General features: G+C 71.1%; 20 protein-coding genes and 4 tRNA genes. 10 read left to right on the top strand and 14 right to left on the bottom strand.

Annotated elements, in window-relative coordinates; translation table 11 throughout:
• The 3 genes from KSO98_RS11910 to bcp form a co-directional block, all read right to left on the bottom strand.
• Positions 1–73: transfer RNA gene (locus KSO98_RS11910), tRNA-Leu, on the bottom strand.
• 6 nt (positions 74–79) lie between these two features.
• Positions 80–382 carry an antibiotic biosynthesis monooxygenase family protein gene (locus KSO98_RS11915; protein WP_225285819.1) on the bottom strand — a complete coding sequence of 101 codons (303 nt, stop codon included), beginning with the start codon at positions 380–382 and terminating at the stop codon, positions 80–82.
• A gap of 4 nt (positions 383–386) precedes the next feature.
• Positions 387–857 carry a thioredoxin-dependent thiol peroxidase gene (bcp, locus tag KSO98_RS11920; RefSeq protein WP_225285821.1) on the bottom strand — a complete coding sequence of 157 codons (471 nt, stop codon included), beginning with the start codon at positions 855–857 and terminating at the stop codon, positions 387–389.
• A 35-nt stretch (positions 858–892) separates the two neighbouring features.
• Between bcp and KSO98_RS11925 the strand changes: the two genes are divergently transcribed.
• Together KSO98_RS11925 and KSO98_RS11930 are read left to right on the top strand one after the other, a co-directional pair.
• Entirely contained in the window at positions 893–1,153 is a 261-nt protein-coding gene (locus KSO98_RS11925) for a DUF3618 domain-containing protein (RefSeq protein WP_225285823.1), read from the top strand.
• A complete protein-coding gene (locus KSO98_RS11930) occupies positions 1,150–1,476 on the top strand; it encodes a GroES family chaperonin (protein ID WP_443680814.1) in 327 nt (108 codons plus the stop codon). The genes KSO98_RS11925 and KSO98_RS11930 overlap by 4 nt, the downstream gene beginning before the upstream one ends.
• A gap of 1 nt (position 1,477) precedes the next feature.
• On the opposite strand, the gene KSO98_RS11935 is transcribed toward KSO98_RS11930, so the two are convergent.
• The 8 genes from KSO98_RS11935 to KSO98_RS11970 form a co-directional block, all read right to left on the bottom strand.
• Positions 1,478–1,906, bottom strand: a complete 429-nt coding sequence (locus KSO98_RS11935) for a PPOX class F420-dependent oxidoreductase (RefSeq protein ID WP_225285824.1) — start codon at positions 1,904–1,906, stop codon at positions 1,478–1,480.
• A 22-nt stretch (positions 1,907–1,928) separates the two neighbouring features.
• Positions 1,929–2,261, bottom strand: coding sequence for an SRPBCC family protein (locus KSO98_RS11940; RefSeq protein ID WP_225285826.1), 333 nt, complete (start codon positions 2,259–2,261; stop codon positions 1,929–1,931).
• 201 nt (positions 2,262–2,462) lie between these two features.
• A tRNA-Lys gene (locus KSO98_RS11945) sits at positions 2,463–2,535 on the bottom strand.
• Between the two features lie 102 nt (positions 2,536–2,637).
• The gene (locus KSO98_RS11950; RefSeq protein ID WP_225285828.1) at positions 2,638–3,546 is read right to left on the bottom strand and encodes a bifunctional helix-turn-helix transcriptional regulator/GNAT family N-acetyltransferase; all 909 of its coding nucleotides are present in this window, start codon (positions 3,544–3,546) and stop codon (positions 2,638–2,640) included.
• Positions 3,547–3,644: 98 nt separating this feature from the next.
• Positions 3,645–3,720: transfer RNA gene (locus KSO98_RS11955), tRNA-His, on the bottom strand.
• Positions 3,721–3,768: 48 nt separating this feature from the next.
• The gene (orn, locus tag KSO98_RS11960) at positions 3,769–4,413 is read right to left on the bottom strand and encodes an oligoribonuclease (protein WP_225285829.1); all 645 of its coding nucleotides are present in this window, start codon (positions 4,411–4,413) and stop codon (positions 3,769–3,771) included.
• A 77-nt stretch (positions 4,414–4,490) separates the two neighbouring features.
• Entirely contained in the window at positions 4,491–5,180 is a 690-nt protein-coding gene (locus tag KSO98_RS11965; RefSeq protein WP_225285830.1) for a vitamin K epoxide reductase family protein, read from the bottom strand.
• Positions 5,180–6,070 carry a DUF929 family protein gene (locus KSO98_RS11970; RefSeq protein ID WP_225285831.1) on the bottom strand — a complete coding sequence of 297 codons (891 nt, stop codon included), beginning with the start codon at positions 6,068–6,070 and terminating at the stop codon, positions 5,180–5,182. Before KSO98_RS11970 ends, KSO98_RS11965 begins: the two co-directional genes overlap by 1 nt.
• A gap of 58 nt (positions 6,071–6,128) precedes the next feature.
• On the opposite strand from KSO98_RS11970, the gene KSO98_RS11975 reads away from it, so the two are divergent.
• The 4 genes from KSO98_RS11975 (at position 6,129) to KSO98_RS11990 (ending at position 9,878) form a co-directional block, all read left to right on the top strand.
• Entirely contained in the window at positions 6,129–7,151 is a 1,023-nt protein-coding gene (locus KSO98_RS11975; RefSeq protein ID WP_308012759.1) for an adenosine deaminase, read from the top strand.
• Positions 7,152–7,216: 65 nt separating this feature from the next.
• A complete protein-coding gene (locus KSO98_RS11980) occupies positions 7,217–8,599 on the top strand; it encodes a ferredoxin reductase family protein (protein WP_225285832.1) in 1,383 nt (460 codons plus the stop codon).
• A gap of 29 nt (positions 8,600–8,628) precedes the next feature.
• Positions 8,629–9,108 carry an FMN-binding protein gene (locus KSO98_RS11985; RefSeq protein WP_225285833.1) on the top strand — a complete coding sequence of 160 codons (480 nt, stop codon included), beginning with the start codon at positions 8,629–8,631 and terminating at the stop codon, positions 9,106–9,108.
• Entirely contained in the window at positions 9,108–9,878 is a 771-nt protein-coding gene (locus KSO98_RS11990; RefSeq protein WP_225285834.1) for an FAD:protein FMN transferase, read from the top strand. Before KSO98_RS11985 ends, KSO98_RS11990 begins: the two co-directional genes overlap by 1 nt.
• On the opposite strand, the gene KSO98_RS18925 is transcribed toward KSO98_RS11990, so the two are convergent.
• The gene (locus KSO98_RS18925; protein ID WP_225285835.1) at positions 9,875–11,005 is read right to left on the bottom strand and encodes a CDP-glycerol glycerophosphotransferase family protein; all 1,131 of its coding nucleotides are present in this window, start codon (positions 11,003–11,005) and stop codon (positions 9,875–9,877) included. The genes KSO98_RS11990 and KSO98_RS18925 overlap by 4 nt on opposite strands.
• Before the next feature lie 92 nt (positions 11,006–11,097).
• Positions 11,098–11,170: transfer RNA gene (locus KSO98_RS12000), tRNA-Arg, on the bottom strand.
• A gap of 63 nt (positions 11,171–11,233) precedes the next feature.
• On the opposite strand from KSO98_RS12000, the gene KSO98_RS12005 reads away from it, so the two are divergent.
• Entirely contained in the window at positions 11,234–12,103 is an 870-nt protein-coding gene (locus tag KSO98_RS12005) for an EAL domain-containing protein (RefSeq protein ID WP_225285836.1), read from the top strand.
• A gap of 124 nt (positions 12,104–12,227) precedes the next feature.
• Positions 12,228–13,142 carry a zinc ribbon domain-containing protein gene (locus tag KSO98_RS12010; protein WP_225285838.1) on the top strand — a complete coding sequence of 305 codons (915 nt, stop codon included), beginning with the start codon at positions 12,228–12,230 and terminating at the stop codon, positions 13,140–13,142.
• Between the two features lie 31 nt (positions 13,143–13,173).
• Here the strand turns inward: KSO98_RS12010 and KSO98_RS12015 are convergent, their stop codons facing one another.
• Positions 13,174–14,565, bottom strand: a complete 1,392-nt coding sequence (locus tag KSO98_RS12015; RefSeq protein WP_225285840.1) for an aminopeptidase P family protein — start codon at positions 14,563–14,565, stop codon at positions 13,174–13,176.
• 58 nt (positions 14,566–14,623) lie between these two features.
• Here KSO98_RS12015 and KSO98_RS12020 point away from each other — a divergent pair, with 58 nt between their 5' ends.
• Both KSO98_RS12020 and KSO98_RS12025 read left to right on the top strand, forming a co-directional pair.
• Positions 14,624–15,745 (top strand): PrsW family intramembrane metalloprotease, encoded by a 1,122-nt coding sequence (locus tag KSO98_RS12020; RefSeq protein ID WP_225285841.1) that lies wholly within the window; start codon positions 14,624–14,626, stop codon positions 15,743–15,745.
• Positions 15,742–17,472 carry a GTPase family protein gene (locus tag KSO98_RS12025; protein WP_225285842.1) on the top strand — a complete coding sequence of 577 codons (1,731 nt, stop codon included), beginning with the start codon at positions 15,742–15,744 and terminating at the stop codon, positions 17,470–17,472. Before KSO98_RS12020 ends, KSO98_RS12025 begins: the two co-directional genes overlap by 4 nt.
• The last annotated feature ends 1 nt before the right edge of the window (position 17,473 follow it).

Below are 17,473 nucleotides of genomic sequence, written 5' to 3' on the forward strand. Positions count from 1 at the left end.
TGCGCTCGGTGGGATTCGAACCCACACTGGACGGCACCTAAAGCCGCTGTCTCTACCGTTGGACTACGAGCGCGCGGCGTCAGTCTAGGGAGAGCTCACGTGGCTCGAAGTGCAGGACCGTCGGGAACGGGTCGTAGAAGTGGTGCAGCAGCGCGCGCCACTCCTGGTAGTCCTCGGACCTGCGGAAGCCGTCCTCGTGCGCCTCGACCGAGTCCCATTCCGCGAGCAGGAGATAGGTCGACGCCTGCTCGACGCACCGCGAGACCTCCGCACGCAGACAGCCCGGCTGGCGTCGGATGATCGGCAGCGCCTCGGCCATCGCCGTCTCGAAGGCGGCCTCCCGGCCGGGGCGCACGGGCAGCAGGGCGTGCTCGAGGATCACCGGATCAGGCGTCGAGCTTGAGGTCGCGGCGCAGCTTGGCGACGTGGCCGGTGGCCTTCACGTTGTACTGCGCGAGCTCGACCCTGCCCTCCTCGTCGATCACGATCGTGGAGCGGATGACGCCCTCGACGACCTTGCCGTACAGCTTCTTCTCGCCGAACGCGCCGTAGGACTGCATCACGGTCTTGTCGGCGTCCGACAGCAGCCGGATGGTGAGAGCGTCGCGCTCGCGGAACTTCGCCAGCTTCTCCGGCTTGTCCGGCGAGATGCCGATGACCTCGTAGCCGGCGGCCTGCAGGGAGGCCAGCGAGTCGGTGAAGTCGCAGGCCTGCTTCGTGCAGCCCGGCGTCATCGCGGCGGGGTAGAAGTAGACGATCACCTTGCGGCCGCGCAGGTCGTACAGCGAGACGGTCTCGCCGGTGTCGTCGGGGAGGCTGAAGTCGGGGGCGATGTCACCTGCGGCAAGACGGCTCATAGGCGCCAACCTACCCGTCCGTTATCTTGTGTCGCATGGCCAAGGCAGACCGCAACTCCGCCCTCGAGCGTGAGATCGAGGAGACGCGCGAGCGTCTCTCCGGCACGATCGACCAGCTGGTGTACCGCGCTAACCCCAAGACGATCGCCTCACGGCAGGCGGCAGCGGTGAAGGCCGTCTACGTCGATCCGCAGACCGGACAGCCGAACACGGCCAACATCGGCAAGACCGCGGGCGGCATCCTCGTCACGGTCGTCCTCTTCGTCGCCCTGCGAAAGCTCGCCAAGCGCTCGTGACCTCCAGCAAGACACCGATCAAGATGCTCCACGATCGGGTCCTCGTGGAGCTCGACCGGGACGCGGGGGAGCGCCGCTCCACCGGTGGCATCGTCATCCCCGCGACCGCGGCGATGGGCGCCCGAAGGCTCACCTGGTCGCGCGTCATCGCGGTCGGCCCGCACGCGCGCGCCATCGAGGTCGGCGACCGGGTCCTCTTCGACGCCGAGGACAAGGCCGAGGTCGAGGTCGCCGGCGAGGTCTACATCGTGATGCGTGAGCGCGACGTCCACGCCGTCGCCGCCGACCGGGTCGCGGACGACTCGACCGGGCTCTACCTCTGAGCTAGGACTCGCTGAGGAGGCCGTACGCCCGCTGGGGCCGCAGCCGCAGCACCACCCGCTGATCCGTGACCATCGCGCGGCGGTACTCCTCCCAGTCGGGGTGCTCCTTGCCGGCGATCGCGGTGAAGACCGCGACCAGCTCGTCCGCGGTGGCGTCGTGGGGGTCCTGAGCGACAGCGGTCAGCTCGGCGTCGCACTCCAGCACGGCGTACGACCAGAAGTCCGCTCCGTTGACGTGCAGCGCGGCCCACGGCGTGCGGACGAGGTTGTGGTACTTCGCCCGCGTCGCCGTGATCGAGACGCGGATCAGCCCGTCGTCGCCGACGGTGTGCCCGACGTTGGACAGCTGCGGCTTGCCGTCGCGCTTGATGGTGGTGAGCACGGCCTGGGTGCGGCCGCGGGCGACCGTGAGGGCATCGGAGAGGTCCATGCCCCCAGCATGCCGCGTCGCGTCACATCGGGGGCGGCTGCTCCAGGCTCATCCGCAGCGCGGCGAGCTTCTGCTCCTCGTGCTGGCGCATCTTCCGCACGCGCATCGGCGCCATCAGCCGCTGCAGCCCGTGCGGATGGGTGGCCAGCACGCTGGTGAGCCGGGTGCCGTCGTAGGCGGAGTGCACGTTGTAGCTGATCGTGGTGTCGATCGCGTCGTGCATGGTCTCGACCAGGTGACGGGGTGGCTCGAGCTCGGTGATCTCCGCGCCGGGGTCGTGCACGAGGCCTTGGAGCGCCTCGAACGCCTCCTCCGGCTTGCACTGGATGACGATGGTGTTCTCGATGACCGACATCGCGGTCGCCTCCTCGCGGACGGGTGTCTTTCGACGATACGCCGCGCGGCGGCCGGCGACTACAGGCTCAGGGAGCAGCTGATGTCGCGCTGCTCATCGACCGACCTGCCCCGATCACCGAGAGGCGACGCCCCATGCGTCCACTATGGACGACGAAAGAGCCCCTGGCCCGGTTTCCCGGGTCAGGGGCTCTTCACTCGGTACGCCTCCACGGACTTGAACCGTGAACCCGCTGATTAAGAGTCAGCTGCTCTGCCAATTGAGCTAGAGGCGCATCGTTTTCGCTTGCGCTAGGCGCTCGCTGCAACGACGAGAACATTACCAGCGGGCCGGGGACGTGCGAAATCGGGGGTCGTCCTGAGGGCTCACGCCGGGCTCAGAGCCGCTTCTCGAAGAAGTGTCGTGCGTACGGGTTGTCGTTGTAGCGCTCGATCTCCGCGTAGCCGGCCCGCTGATACATCGCGATCGCCTCGACGAGCGCGTCGTTCGTGTCGAGCCGGACGATGTCGTGGCCGAGCTCGGACGCGGCAGCCTCGAGGTGGCGCAGCAGTCGGGAGCCGAGACCGGCGCCGCGCCAGCCGTCGTGCACCCACATCCGCTTGATCTCGCCGTACGCCACGGCGTCGGTGCCGGGCCCCATCATCTGGTGCTGCGTCTGCACGCCGCCGCAGGCGACCGGCGTGCCGTCGCTAACCGCCACCACGAAGATCCCGTTGGGCGGGCTCAGCAGCTCGGCGTCCTTGGTGCTCTGGCTGCCCGCGTCGAAGCCGTGGGGGAAGCGGGCGTCGAGCTCGGCGAAGTACGCGCCCATCGCCTGCTGGGCCGGTGGTGACATCGGGTCGACCGGCTCGAGCGAGACGGTCGCCGCACGTACGAGCAGGTCAGCGGTCGCCAATGCGTCGGCGAGCCGCTGCTGCTGGCGCGGGGTGAGGGGATCGACCAGGAGATGGGCTCGCTCCTCGGAGCGGCGTTCCAGGTCGTCCCAGGCTGCTCGGCCTGCGGCGGTGAGCTCGACCCGGCGCCGGCGCCGGTCCTGCGGGTCGGGGCTGAGCGTGACGAGCGCTTCCTGCTCGAGCCGGCGCAGCAGGCGACTCAGGTAGCCCGAGTCGAGCCCGAGTCGCGCGCGCAGCTCCTGGACGCTGCCCGGCTCGGCGCCGATCTCGAAGAGCAGGCGCGCCGTGCCGAGCGGCAGGCCCATGCCGAGGAACGAGTCGTCCAGTGCGCCGATGCGCTGGGTGTAGCTGCGGTTGAAGCGGCGGACGATCGCGGCGACGTCGGAGTGCATATCTCTGACTTTAGTCAGATAATTCTCACATCGCGAGGATCGGTCGTGACGGGAGCAGCAAGAAGCCCCGCTGGTCTGCGACCAGCGGGGCTTCTTCGTGGGGTGGATGACGGGACTTGAACCCGCGACAACCGGCACCACAAGCCGGGGCTCTACCAACTGAGCTACACCCACCATGCGGCCCTGACCGAGGTCAGCGCAACGACCGGAACTATAGGGGAATCAGCTCCCGCTTGTGGAATCGGTATCGCCGGACAGGCCCGTGATCGAGCCGCCGTGCTTCTCCGCGATCGCCTTGGCGGACTCGCTGTCGAGGCCCGGCACCGGCACGAAGACGGCCTCGCGGTAGTAGCGCAGCTCCTCGATCGACTCCTGGATGTCGGCGAGCGCGCGGTGGTTGCCACGCTTGGCCGGCGCCTGGAAGTACGTCCGTGGGAACCAGCGGCGCGACAGCTCCTTGATCGTGGAGACGTCGACGTTGCGGTAGTGCAGCCAGCCCTCGAGGGTCGGCATGTCCCGGGCGAGGAACGCGCGGTCGGTGCCGATGCTGTTGCCGGCAAGCGGCGGACGGGCATCCTTGCCGCACTGCTCCTGCACGTAGGCGAGAACCTGCGCCTCGGCTTCGGCCAGCGTCACGCCGTGCTCGAGCTCGGGCAGGAGGGCGGAGACCGTGTGCATGTTGCGGACGAAGTCGTCCATCTGCTCCAGGGCCTCGGCCGGGGGCTTGATCACGATGTCGATGCCCTCGCCGATGACGTTGAGGTCGAAGTCGGTGACGAGCACGGCGACCTCGATCAGAGCGTCGGCCTGTAGCGACAGGCCGGTCATCTCGCAGTCGATCCAGACAAGGCGATCAGTGGTAGACACCGGAGCACCCTAGACGATCGAGCCGGCGACAGCACGAGTGAGCCGGCCCGTGCAGCGCGCCTGTGCCCGCCGCCGGATCAGGACCAGAGCCGGGATCCGAAGTGCACCTGCACGAGCGTGAACACGATCGCGTAGTGCAGCACGATCCACACCGGCACCACGTCGTAGACGAGCCGGGCGAGCCGGTTCCCGTACGCGTGCACCCGCAGGTTGCGCCCGGTGACGGCCCAGAACGTCGGGATCGTCACCGCCCAGGTGACCATGCACCAGGGGCACAGCGCGTTGATCCGGTACGTCGTCTCGAACTGGAGCCACGTCACCATCACGATCGCCCCGGTGACGCCGACCTGCAGGCCGACCCAGTGCCACGCCCGGGGACTCACCCCCGACAGGAGCAGCACCCCGAAGCCGATGACGACGGGCCAGGCCAGGATGCCGATCAGCGGGTTGGGGAAGTCACCGAAGATCGAGGCCTGCGGGGTGTTGATGACGTTGCCGCAGTTGACCACGGTGTTGATGGCGCACGACAGCGTCGGGGTGTGGCCCTGGGCGATCTGCTGCCAGTACGAGATCTTGTCGAGCGTGAGCGCGCAGGCGGCATAGAGCCCGATCAGCCCCGCGACGATCAGCCAGCTGCCGAGGATGCGTCCGGTGCCGTACCGCCGCTCGTGGTCCAGTGACGCCTGGGTGAAGGCCTGCCACTCGGCATCGGACGCGTCCGCGTCCGGCTCGACCGGCGGGGGCGGCACGTCGCGCCCGGCAGCCATCAGGCCGCGGCCTTCACGCCTGCCGCGCCGCACACGTCGGCCGGCTTCTGGTCCGTGAGCTGGCACAGGGCGGCGGTGATCTGGTTGGCCTGGCCGACGATCGCCTTGGTGATGTCGCTGCTCGGGTCCTTCAGCGCGTCGGCGATCTGCTGGTGGGACTTGCCCTGCAGCACCTGCGGGTCGTAGCCGGCCCCCGAGGTGGTGAACTTCCCGCCGTACACGATGAACGGGATGCTGCCCTTCGGGTTGAGCGTGCCGACCGTGCTCTCGTCCTCGGCGGACAGGGTGTCCAGCGGGTTGTGGTCGCGGTCGGTGAGCTCGGCGCCGGTGAAGGAGAGGTAGTCGCTGGTGTACGAGGCGCCGTGGAAGCTCAGCGTCGCGGTGTCCGGGTAGACATCGGCCGAGGAGGAGGAGGTCTGGCCCAGGTTGCTGAACGTGCCGAACCGGGACAGCGCGTTGACCACCGACCAGCGCTCGGCCGCGCAGTAGGGGCAGAACTCGCCGCCGACGTACAGCACGCGCGGCTTGCCGTCGGCCGTCAGCGGCGTCGGGCTCTTGACCGCGACCGGGGGGTTGTTCGAGGTGCCCGCACCGACCGCGTCGATGGTCGAGGAGGGGACGCCGGTGACCGCGGCGACGACATCGCTGGCGACGGGGCCCGACGGGGCCTTCGTGTCGTTGCCGCGCGTGTTGAGCACGACGGCGACGATGATCGCGGCGATGACGACGACCACCAGCGCGACGCCCCCGGCCGTCTTGAGCTGGGCCTTGCGCCGGGCCGCGGCCTGCTGGCGCAGCATCTCCTGGCGCATCTGCTCGCGACGCGAGGCCTTCGCCTGGCTCCTGCTCTGCGATCCGTCCTGCGGGCCGTTGTTCCCCGTGCTGGTCATGAAACGCATGCTAGGACGTCCGCATGAGGAGAGGCTGAAGAGGACTAGCCTGCGCCGGGTGAAGGAATTCATCGCAGGCCTGCCGAAGGCCGAGCTCCACGTCCACCACGTCGGATCGGCCTCGCCGCGGATCGTCGCCGAGCTCGCCGCCCGCCATCCGGCCGCAGGTGTGCCGGCGGATCTCGCCGCGCTGCGCGAGTTCTTCACGTTCCGCGACTTCGCACACTTCATCGACGTCTACCTCGCGGTCGTCGACATCATCCGTACGCCCGAGGACATCCGCTACCTCACCTACGAGATCGCCCGCGAGATGGCATCGGGGCAGGGTCTGCGGTACGCCGAGCTGACCTGCACCCCGCACACCTCGGTGCTGGTCGGGATCCCGATCGAGGCGTACACCGAGGCGATCGAGGACGCCCGGGTGGCGGCCGAGCGCGACTTCGGGCTGGTGCTGCGCTGGATCTACGACATCCCCGGTGAGCTGGGCGTCCCGGCCGCCGACGCGACACTGTCGTACGCGCTCGACCACCGGACCGACGCTCTGGTCGGCTTCGGGCTCGGCGGGCCGGAGATCGGGGTGCCGCGACCACAGTTCGCCCCGCACTTCACCGCCGCGCGTGACGCGGGGCTGCACTGCATCCCCCATGCCGGGGAGACGACCGGGCCTCAGACCATCTGGGACGCGATCGAGCTGCTGCACGCCGAGCGGATCGGGCACGGCACCTCCGCCGCCCAGGATCCGGCGCTGCTCGCCCGGCTGGCCGAGTCGGGGATCCCGCTCGAGGTCTGCCCCAGCTCCAACATCGCCACCCGCGCGGTGACCCGCCTCGAGGAGCACCCGCTGCGCGCCTTCGTCGACGCCGGCGTGACGGTGACCATCAACTCCGACGACCCGCCGATGTTCGGCACCACCCTGAACGCCGAGTACGAGATCGCCGCCGATCTCCTCGGACTCGACGAGAACGGCGTCGCGGACCTGGCGCGCGCCGGCGTACGGGCCTCCTTCGCCCCGGACGACGTGAAGACCCGGATCCTCGGCGAGATCGACGCGCACGCCTCCGAGGGGTCAGCGCGGGCCTGAGGCTCTCACCAGTTCCTCAACGAAGTCCCCAGGCGGGGATCAGGTTCGGCGAGGAGGCTGCTCCTATGGCAGCAGTGATCCCCTCGGCGTACGGACGTCATGCACGTCGCGATGCGCTGACGCGGACCGCGCTGGTCGCCGCGCTCTGGCTGACCCTGCTCCTGGTCGCCTACTGGTGGGCCGCGGGCGGCGGCATCCGCGACCTCGGCGGATCACTCACCGACGTGCTGATGTCGACCGGGCGCCTCAGCGGGCTGGTCGGCTCGGCGCTCCTCCTGGTCCAGGTGCTCCTGATGGCGCGAGTGCCGCTGATCGAGCGGGCGTACGGGCAGGACCGGCTGGTCGGCATCCACCGCATCGTCGGGTTCACCTCGTTCGACCTGATCGTGGCCCACGTCGCGCTCATCACCTGGGCGTACGCGGCCGGACGGCTCGCCGCGACCCCCGGCACGCTCTGGGACCTGACCTGGAACTACCCCGGCATGCTGCTCGCCGTGGCCGGCACGCTGATGCTGGTGCTGGTCGTCGCCACCTCGATCAGGGCCGCGCGACGCCGGCTGCGCTACGAGTCGTGGCACCTGCTGCACCTCTACGGCTACCTGGGCGCCGGACTCGCGCTGCCGCATCAGCTATGGACCGGACAGGAGTTCCTGGCCCGGCCGCGGGCGACCTGGATCTGGTGGGCGGCCTGGGCGATGGTGGCCGCGCTCGTGATCGTCTACCGCGTGCTGGCGCCGGTGGCCCGGACCGTTCGGCACCAGGTGCGGGTCACCGCCGTGGTGCCGGAGGGTCCCGGCGTCCTGTCGGTCCACCTCTCCGGCCGGCGGCTCGACCGGCTCGGCGTGCAGCCCGGGCAGTACCTGACCTGGCGCTTCCTCGGGCGGGCGGGCTGGACCCGGGCGAACCCGTTCTCGCTGTCGGCGGCGCCCACCGCGCACGCGCTGCGGATCACGGTGCAGCGCGACGGCGACGGCAGTGCGTCGGTCGCCGCCCTCCGTCCGGGCCAGCGGGTGCTGGTCGAGGGTCCGTACGGGCGACTCACGTCGCGAGCGCGGACGCGGCGCAAGGTGGCGCTCATCGGTGCCGGGGTGGGGATGGCGCCGCTGCGCGCCCTGGCCGAGGGCCTCGACTACGCCCCTGGCGAGGCCGTGCTGCTGGAGCGCTATCGCACCGACCGGCTCTTCGCCCACGAGCTCGCCCGGCTCTCGTCGGCACGCGGGCTGCACGTCGTGCCCCTGCCGGGGGCGCGGCGCGGCGACGGCTCGTGGGTGGGCGAGGGGTACGACGGCTACTCCGACGCCCAGGTGCTGCTCGGCTGGGTCGGTGACCTCGTGGAGCGCGATGTGTACGTGTGTGGCCCGCCGGCCTGGACGGCGGCGGTCAGGGCGGCGGCCGAGCAGGCCGGTCTGCCGAGGGAGCAGTGGCATGAGGAGGCGTTCGGATGGTGAACGGGTTGGACCGTGGCGCGAGGCGCATCGTGTTCGGAGCACTGTCGACGGTGACGGTCGTGGTGCTGCTCTTCGGCTATCGCACCTCGACCGAGGGGCCGGGGACCACCGCGGCGCTGCCCGCCGTCACGCCGGCGACGACGACCGAGTCGTCGGACACGACCCCCCGGTCGACGCCGTCCACGCCGTCCGCGCCGAAGGCGACGAGGTCGGCGACGGCGGTGCCGTCAACGAAGACCGTGGTCACCGGGGACCAGGAGCAGACCCAGTGGGGACCGGTCCAGGTCGAGCTGACGATCACGGGCGGCTCGATCACGTCCGTCGCAGTTCCGGTCTACCCGAACGGCAACGGTCGCGACGCCCAGATCAACTCGTTCGCGCTGCCCCAGCTCGTGCAGGAGACGATCAGCGCGCAGAGCGCGAGCATCGACATGATCAGCGGCGCCACCGTGACCAGCGACGGCTACCTGCGCTCGCTGCAGAGCGCCCTCGACAAGGCGGGCCTGTGATGTCCGCCGTCGTGGCCGAGCGACCCGTGCAGCGGTACGTCGAGCACGTGATGGGGATGCCGATCAGTCTCGCCCTGCGCGGACGCCACACCGCCGACGCCCGTGCCCTCGACGCCTGGGCCGAGGCGATGGCGACCCTCCACGACGTCGACCGGGTCTTCTCCACCTACCGCGCGGACTCCCATGTCTCGCGGCTCGACCGCGGTGAGATCACGCTGGCCACCTGCCCGCCCGAGCTCTTGGAGGTGCTCGCGCTGGGGGAGCGGTGGCGTCAGGACTCGGGCGGCGCGTTCGACGTACGCCGTGGTGATGCGTCGGGCACGTTCCATCTCGATCCGAGCGGCGTGGTGAAGGGCTGGGCGGTGGAGCGGGCCGCGCGGCCACTGCGGCTGCTCGCCGGAACCGACTTCTGCCTCTCCGCGGGCGGCGACATGGTCTGCGCCGCCGGCGCCGAGTCCGTGCCGTGGCGGGTGGGCGTCGAGGACCCGCATGACGTCGCCGCCGTGGCCGCGGTGGTCCCGGTCCGCAACGGCGCCGTGGCCACCTCCGGGCTCGCCCACCGCGGCGCGCACATCACCGACGCCCGGACGGGCCGGGTCCCGACGCGGGTCGCCTCGGTCACGGTGGTCGCCGAGGACCTGGTCCGGGCCGACCTCGACGCCACCGCCGCCTTCGCTCTGGACGGCGAGGCGGCCGCATGGCTGAGCGGTCGCGGCTCGACCGGCGTCGTGGTCTGGGCCGACGGTCGCCGCGAGGTCATCGCCCCTTAGAGGCGACCCTGCTCCCCGAGCAGCTTGTCGCGCAGCTCCACCAGCTCCGTGACGGCGCCGAAGAACCGCTCGGTGCTCTCGCCGACGACGAGGTCGTCGAAGTAGTGCCCGCGCATGGCCGTACGGGCGTCGCGGTGCTCGTCGTGGGCGAGGCGGGCAGCGACGAGCTCCGTCAGGCCCGCCAGATTGGTCGAGTCGACCACGTCGGCGACCCGGCTGATGGGGGCGTCGGCGGTCAGCCGCTCGCGGTCCTCCCAGCGGTCGGTGAGCAGGAGCGGCGCCTCGGTGCGCAGGTAGAGCCAGTCGAGGCCGACCGAGGAGACGTCGGTGACCATCGCGTCGCAGCGTGCGAACACGGCCAGGATGTCCCCGCCCAGGATCGCCTGGTGGCCGGCCTCGGGCTCGGCCGCGGCTGCCTCCTCGAGGAGCCGCACGATCTCGCGGTGCCCGGCGGCGACCGTCGGGTCCTCGCTGGTGGTCACCTTGGGGTGAGGCTTGTAGACAACGCGAGTGCCCGGCGCGGCGAGCAGCGAGCGCACGATCTGCGGGCCGAAGGCGTCCACGGAGGTGTAGCAGTTGTAGTCGGCGTCGCCCTCCCAGGTGGGGGCGTACAGGACGGTGGGCCGTTCCGAGGCGGGCAGGATCGGCTCGGGGCGCAGGTCGAGCTGCGGTCGTCCGATCCGGACGAGCTTGGCCTCGTCGAGCTCCATCAGCGCGCCGCGGTGACGCTGGACGGCCGCCTCGCCGGCGACGAAGACCCGGTCGTACGCCTTGGCGTTGTTGGAGACCATCGACATCTTGTCGGACTCGCCGTGGTTGATGTGCACGTGCATCATCCGCGAGTTGAGCAGGGCGTTGAAGTTGCGCATCCCGTTGTTGCAGTAGAGCACCACCTTGGCGTCCAGCTCGGAGAACAGCTCGCTCAGGGTGTGGAACTCGACGGCCACGAAGACCGGGAGCCGCGTCTGCTCGCGCACGATCGCGGCGGTGTCCGGCTCCCGCAGCACGATGCCGACCGGATGGGTCTCGTCGAGCAGCTCCAGCACCGGCAGCCACTGCAGCAGTTGGTAGACCCGGGTCGGGTCGTCGGAGAAGTAGCTCAACACAGTGGGACGAGAACCAGACACGGCGAGAGCGTAAACGCTGCGCGGCTGACTTCCGCGGTCGCGGACGGCACGAGAGCTCGTTCCTCGCTCGCGTGGTCGGCGACGAGACGGAGCGCCCTCGGCAGGAGTCGAACCCGCAACCAGCCGGGTAGAAACCGGACGCTCTATCCATTGAGCTACGAGGGCTGGGCGTGCATCATTCTGTCCCATGTGTCTCAGGTCTCCCATCCTGGGGCCGAATGAGGCGAGGTGAACCACGAGGTGACGGCTACAGACCCGGCAGCCGTCGTCGTCCCGGTGCAGCGCGCCGAGGGCGATGCTCAGTCGGAGCGCGGCCCGAGCGGACCGCTGAGCTGGGGTGTCCTGACCTGGGTTCTCGAGCACGGCGGGGTCGCCACGGCCTACCAGCCGATCATCGACGTGAAGCGGGAGCGGATCGTGGGCTGGGAGGCGCTCCTCCGCGCCCAGCACCCGGACATCGGCGCCATCTCGCCGGTCGCCCTGGTCGAGGCCGCTGAGAGGCACGGTCTGCTGGACCTGCTCACCCGCCGCATCATCGAGGACGCCCGGTCGACCATGGTGACCGTACGGGCGCTGGTCCGTGACCCGCTCAAGATCCACCTCAACCTCGAGCTCTCCCAGCTCCGGGAGGCCGAGCCGCTGTTGGAGTGGCTCGCCGAGCTCGACTGGCCCGCGGACATCGAGGTGGTCGCCGAGATCACCGAGCGCGGCGCCGACCAGTGGCTCCCGCGGTACGAGGCGGGCGCGACCATCCTGACCAACGGCCAGGTCTCGCTGGCCATCGACGACTGCGGCTCCGGGTCCTCGCGGCTGAGCTTCATCAGCAGCCGCGCCTGGGAGGTCGTGAAGATCGACCGTCAGCTCCTCATCGACCACGACGAGCGCCGGATCGTGGTGCTGCGCCACCTCGTCCAGCTGCTCAGCGCGCTCAACGCGATCAGCGTGGCCGAGGGGATCGAGACGATCGAGCAGCTGCGGCTGGTCCGTGAACTGGGCTTCGACGAGGCCCAGGGCTACCTGCTGGGCATGCCGGTGCCCGGGCCGACGATGCTCGCGAGCCTGGCTCGCCAGGGACTCGCGCTCGACCTCGCGGAGTAGCCACGACCAGCTGGCGATCCCTGGGTCGCAGCCGGGCTGCGCCCGGTGCTTCCTCCCTCGCGGCCAGCGCCTGAGCTCGTACCTCGCTCGCGCTGCCACTCGCTCGGTCGCATACTCTGCGGTCGTGGACCAGCTGTTCTGCACCACCTGTGGCCACCTTCTCGGGGCCGACGACCTGTTCTGCACGGCATGCGGTGCCCAGGTCGCGCCGTCGGGCACGGCCACGCTGCCGTTCGAGCGCGCCACGGAGTCGCCGGCGGAGCGGACCGCTGTGCGCGAGGTCCACCCGGTCCCGACACCCGCGCAGCCCGCCCTCCCGCATGTGCGGCACGGCGGCACCCATCCCTCCCCGCGGCGCAAGCGTGCCCGTTTCTGGGGCTGGATCGCCGTGGCCGCAGTCGCGGTCGGCGCGGTCTCGTACGGGCTCGGCACGCTCGTCGACGAGGACGCCACCGTGCCGACGAGCGTGCGCACCGGCTCGTCCGAGCCGACGGCCCCGGGCGACGCGCCGTCCGGCCGACACACCGCGAGGGCTGCGGCCGATCCGCAGGCCATGGCCCAGGCCAAGGCGCTCTACGCGCTGATCTCCCAGTCGGCCAGCGACAAGCAGCGCATCGCCGTGGCCGCCGGACAGCTGCAGCGCTGCGACCACATCGAGCAGGCGATCCAGACCTTCGCCGACGCGGCCGGCTCGCGCGATCGGCTGGTCGAGCAGGCCGCCGGGCTCGAGGTCGGGCTGCTGCCCGGCGGTGGCGCCGCGGTCGCCGACCTCAGTGCCGCAGCCCGGGCCGCGGGCGACGCCGACCGGGCCTATGTCGCCTGGGGCGAATCGCGTCACACGGTCCGCGTGAAGGTCCCGCACCACCGCAAGCACCACGGGCCGAGGTTCCGCGAGGTCTGTCGCGGCGGCGACGAGCTCGAGGCCAGGGCCGTCCGGCTCAGCTCGGCCTCGCACGGCGCCAAGCAGAAGACCGCCACCGCGTGGAACCTCGTCGCCGCCCAGTTCGGGCTGCCGACGATCACCTGGACCGAGCTGTAGTCGCGGACGGGCGCGCCGCGCCGAGGATCCGCTAGAGGTAGCGGCCCATCCAGGACTCGACGTCCTCGGGCGTCCGGGGGAGCGCCGCGCTCAGGTTGAGCGCGCCGTCGGCGGTGACGACGATGTCGTCCTCGATCCGGATCCCGATGCCGCGCAGCTCCTCGGGCACCAGCAGGTCGTTGTCCTGGAAGTAGAGCCCCGGCTCGACGGTGAGCACGTAGCCCTCCTCCAGCGTCGACTCCTTGCCGTAGGCGGCCTCACCGGCCTTCGCGCAGTCGTGCACGTCCAGACCGAGCATGTGCGAGGTGCCATGCAGCGTCCAGCGGGCGTACGTGCGGTTCTCCTCCGAGAGCGCCTCGTCGACCGAGACCGGCAGGAGCCCGAGATCGTCCAGCCCGTGCGCCAGCACCGACATCGCGGCCCGGTGCGGGTCACGGAAGCCGGCGCCCGGCTTCACCGCGTCGATGCCCGCCGTCTGCGCCTGCAGGACCAGTGCGTAGAGGTCGCGCTGCAACGGCGAGTAGCGCCCCGAGATGGGCAGGGTGCGGGTGACGTCGGCGGTGTAGAGGTTGCGGCCCTCGACGCCCATGTCGAGCAGGACCAGGTCGCCGGGGGTGATGGGGCCGGTGTTGTCGGTCCAGTGCAGCGTCGTGGCATGCCCCCCGCCGCCGACGATCGAGTCGTAGCCGAGGTCGTTGCCCTGGGCGCGGGCGCGGCGGAAGAAGGTGCCCTCGATCCAGCGCTCGCCGTACCTCACGGCGTTGGCCCAGTCCGCGACGCAGTCCTCGAAGCCCGCCGCGGTGATGTCGCAGGCCTCCTGCAGCTCGGCGATCTCCCAGGCATCCTTGGCCAGCCGCAGCTCGCTGGCGACCCGGTCGAGCTCCTCGTCGGCGCCCAGCGTCCGCGTCGGCGTCGAGCCCTGCAGCGCTGCCTCGAGGCCGTCGACGTGGCGCACCTCGAGGCCGAGGGACTCCGAGAGCTCGTCGAGCGACGGGCGGCGGCCCACCCACAGCTCGCCGTAGTGCGCGTTGCGGAAGAACTCCTCGGTGTCGCTGCCCGCCGACGGACGGGCGTAGAGCGCCGCGGAGCCGTCCGGCTCGATCACCAGCGTCGCGTCCGAGGTCTGGTTGCCGCTGAGATGGACGTGCGCGGTCTCGGCACGGAAGCGGTAGTCGGTGTCGTTCGCGCGCACCTTGGGACTGCCGGCGGGGATCACCAGCCGCTCGCCCGGGAAGGCCGCGGCCAGGCGCGCCCGGCGATCGGCGGCGTAGGGAGCCACCGGATGGGGCGGCACGTCGAGCGAGCGCGGGCCCCAGCCCGTACTCATGAACGTGCGCCAGGCCTCGGGCACCTTGTCGTCGTGCGGACGGGTGCCGTCCTCCGGGTGTGCGCGCTCCGTCGTCGTCACCGTCTCGTCAGTCACCCGACCAATGCTACGTGTCGATACACCGGGCGCGACCTGCACCGATAGGCTGCGCCGCATGGGGGTGAAACCACCGCGCAACCGCGCGTTCATGATCGTGGTCAGCGTGCTCGTCGCGCTGGCGGCGATCCCGGTGCTCATCCTCGTCGCCGTCTCCGGCGCCCCGACCCACGTCGTGCTCGCGGTCGTGCTGGCCAGCGTCCCGGTCGTTCCGCTGGTGCTCTGCTTCCTGTGGCTCGACCGCTACGAGCCCGAGCCGCGCGGGCTGCTCGCCCTCGCCCTGGCGTGGGGCGCCTTCGTCGCCTGCTTGGTCGCCCTCGTCCTCGAGGGTGTCGGCGGCCTGGTCACCGGGGTGCGTGACGAGACGCAGCTCGCGGTCCTGGCCCCCGTCATCGAGGAGGCCTGCAAGGGCTTCTTCCTGGTGATGCTGCTGTGGTGGCGCCGCGACGAGCTCGACGGCATCCTCGACGGCATCGTGTACGCCGGCATGCTCGGCATCGGCTTCGCGTTCGTCGAGAACATCCTCTACCTGGCCGCCGCCTACAACGGCACCGCCGGGATGGGCCCCGGCGGGATGCAGGGGCTCGCGTCGACCTTCGTCGTGCGGTGCCTGTTCAGCCCGTTCGCCCACCCGCTCTTCACCGCGTTCACCGGGATCGGCGTCGGGATCGCCGTCGGCTCCCGGTCCCGCGCGGTGCGTTGGCTGGCGCCACTCGCCGGGTACGCCGTCGCCGTCCTCGCGCACGGCACGTGGAACGCCGCCACCATCTTCGGCTTCGGAGGTGTCATCGTCGTCTACGTGATGATCATGCTGCCCGCCGTCGGTGGCCTGGCCGCGATCGCGGTCTGGGCGCGACGCGCCGAGCAGCGGATGCTCGCCCTGGCCCTCGGCGACGCTGCTCGCCGGGGTCTGTTGCCCGCCACCGACATCGGCTGGGTGGTCGATCTGAGGGCCCGGCGCAGCGCCCGCGCCTACGCCCGCAGGTGGGGCGGTCCCACCGGTGAGCAGGCGATGCGGGATTATCAACAAGCAGCGATCGAGCTCGGCTTCCTGCACTCGCGGTTCTTGCGTGGCACTCCGCCACCCAATTTCGCGGCCCGCGGGCAGGAGTACGTCGCGCGAATCGGTGCGGTCCGGCCACGGATCGCCTTCCCCGGACAGGTGGTGCCCACGAGATGACAGTCGACGGTGCGTTCGACAGCGACCGGATGGTGGCGGCCCTGGTCCGTCTCCACCAGGCGCTGCAGGACATCGCGCTTCCCCTCGACGTCGCTGGCGCCGAGGAGCAGCGACGCTCCCATGCCGTGCTCGTGGACCAGCTCGAGGACTACGTCATCCCGCGGATGATGACCATCGACGCACCGCTGCTCGCGGTCGTCGGCGGCTCCACCGGCGCCGGGAAGTCGACCCTGGTCAACTCGCTGGTCGGGCGACGCGTCACGGCGCCTGGTCTGCTGCGTCCGACGACGCGCTCTCCCGTGCTGGTGCACAACCCGGCCGACGCCGGCTGGTTCGGCCAGGACCGGCTGCTTCCCGACCTCAAGCGCGTCGAGCACGCCACCGACGACCCCAAGGCGCTCCAGCTGGTCGCGTCCGACAACATCCCCGCCGGTCTGGCGATCCTCGACGCGCCCGACGTGGACTCCGTCGAGGAGCAGAACCGTCTGCTCGCCGCCCAGCTGCTCGCCGCCGCCGACCTGTGGATCTTCGTGACCTCGGCCGCCCGCTACGCCGACCAGGTGCCGTGGGAGTTCCTCAAGGCCGCCGCCGAGCGCTCCACCGCCGTCGCGGTCGTCCTGGACCGTACGCCCGCCGACGCGGTGCAGACGGTCGCCACCCACCTGGCCAGGATGCTCGCCGCTCGCGGTCTCAAGGACTCGCCGCTCTTCATCGTGCACGAGGGCCAGGTCTCCGACGACGGCCTGCTGCCCGCGGCGCACGTCGCCGAGGTCCGTGGCTGGCTCGACATGCTCGCCGACGACGTGTCGGCGCGCCAGGCGGTCGTCGCCCAGACCCTCGACGGCGCCGTCCGTGCCCTGACCTTCAACGTCCACCCCGTCGCCGACGCCGCCGCTCAGCAGGCCGACGCGCTGGTGCGGCTGCGCAGCGACGCCGAGTCGGCGTACGCCCGCGCCCGCACCGACATCATGGCCGCCACCGCCGACGGGACCCTGCTGCGCGGCGAGGTCCTCGCCCGCTGGCAGGAGTACGTCGGCACCGGCGAGCTGCTCAAGTCGCTCGAGAACAAGGTCGGCAAGCTGCGCGACCGGATGGTCGGCGCCCTCAAGGGCAAGCCGCAGCAGGCCGACCGGGTCAGCGTCGCGGTCGAGTCCGGCCTCGAGCTGCTCATCCTCGAGCATGCCGAGGCGGCCGCCGAGCGCGCCGAGTCGGCCTGGCAGCAGACCGAGGCCGGACGCGGGCTCCTCGCGGACGCGCCCGGCGACCTCGGCCGCGCCAGCCGCGCCCTGCGCAGCAAGGCCGAGCGGGCCGTGCGCGACTGGCAGCACGACGTGCTGGAGATGGTGCGCACCGAGGGCGAGGACAAGAAGTCGATGGCTCGCGTCCTCGCGTACGGCGTCAACGGTCTCGGTGTCGCGCTGATGGTCGTCACCTTCGCCAACACGGCCGGGCTCACCGGGGCCGAGGTCGGCATCGCCGGCGGTACCGCGGTGGTGGGGCAGAAGCTGCTCGAGGCGGTCTTCGGCGACCAGGCCGTCCGCGACCTCGCCCACCGCGCCCGCACCGCGCTGGAGCTGCGTGTCGACGCCCTGCTGGACGAGGAGGAGGGCCGCTACACCGGCGTCCTCGACGTCCTGACCGTCGACCCGGCCGCTCCCGACCGGCTGCGCCAGGCGGCCCGCGGCGTGGACGACGTGCGGTACGCCACGCAGCGCAACGCGGACTGAG

The sequence above is a fragment of the Nocardioides nematodiphilus genome (assembly GCF_020216525.1).
GTDB lineage: Bacteria > Actinomycetota > Actinomycetes > Propionibacteriales > Nocardioidaceae > Nocardioides > Nocardioides nematodiphilus.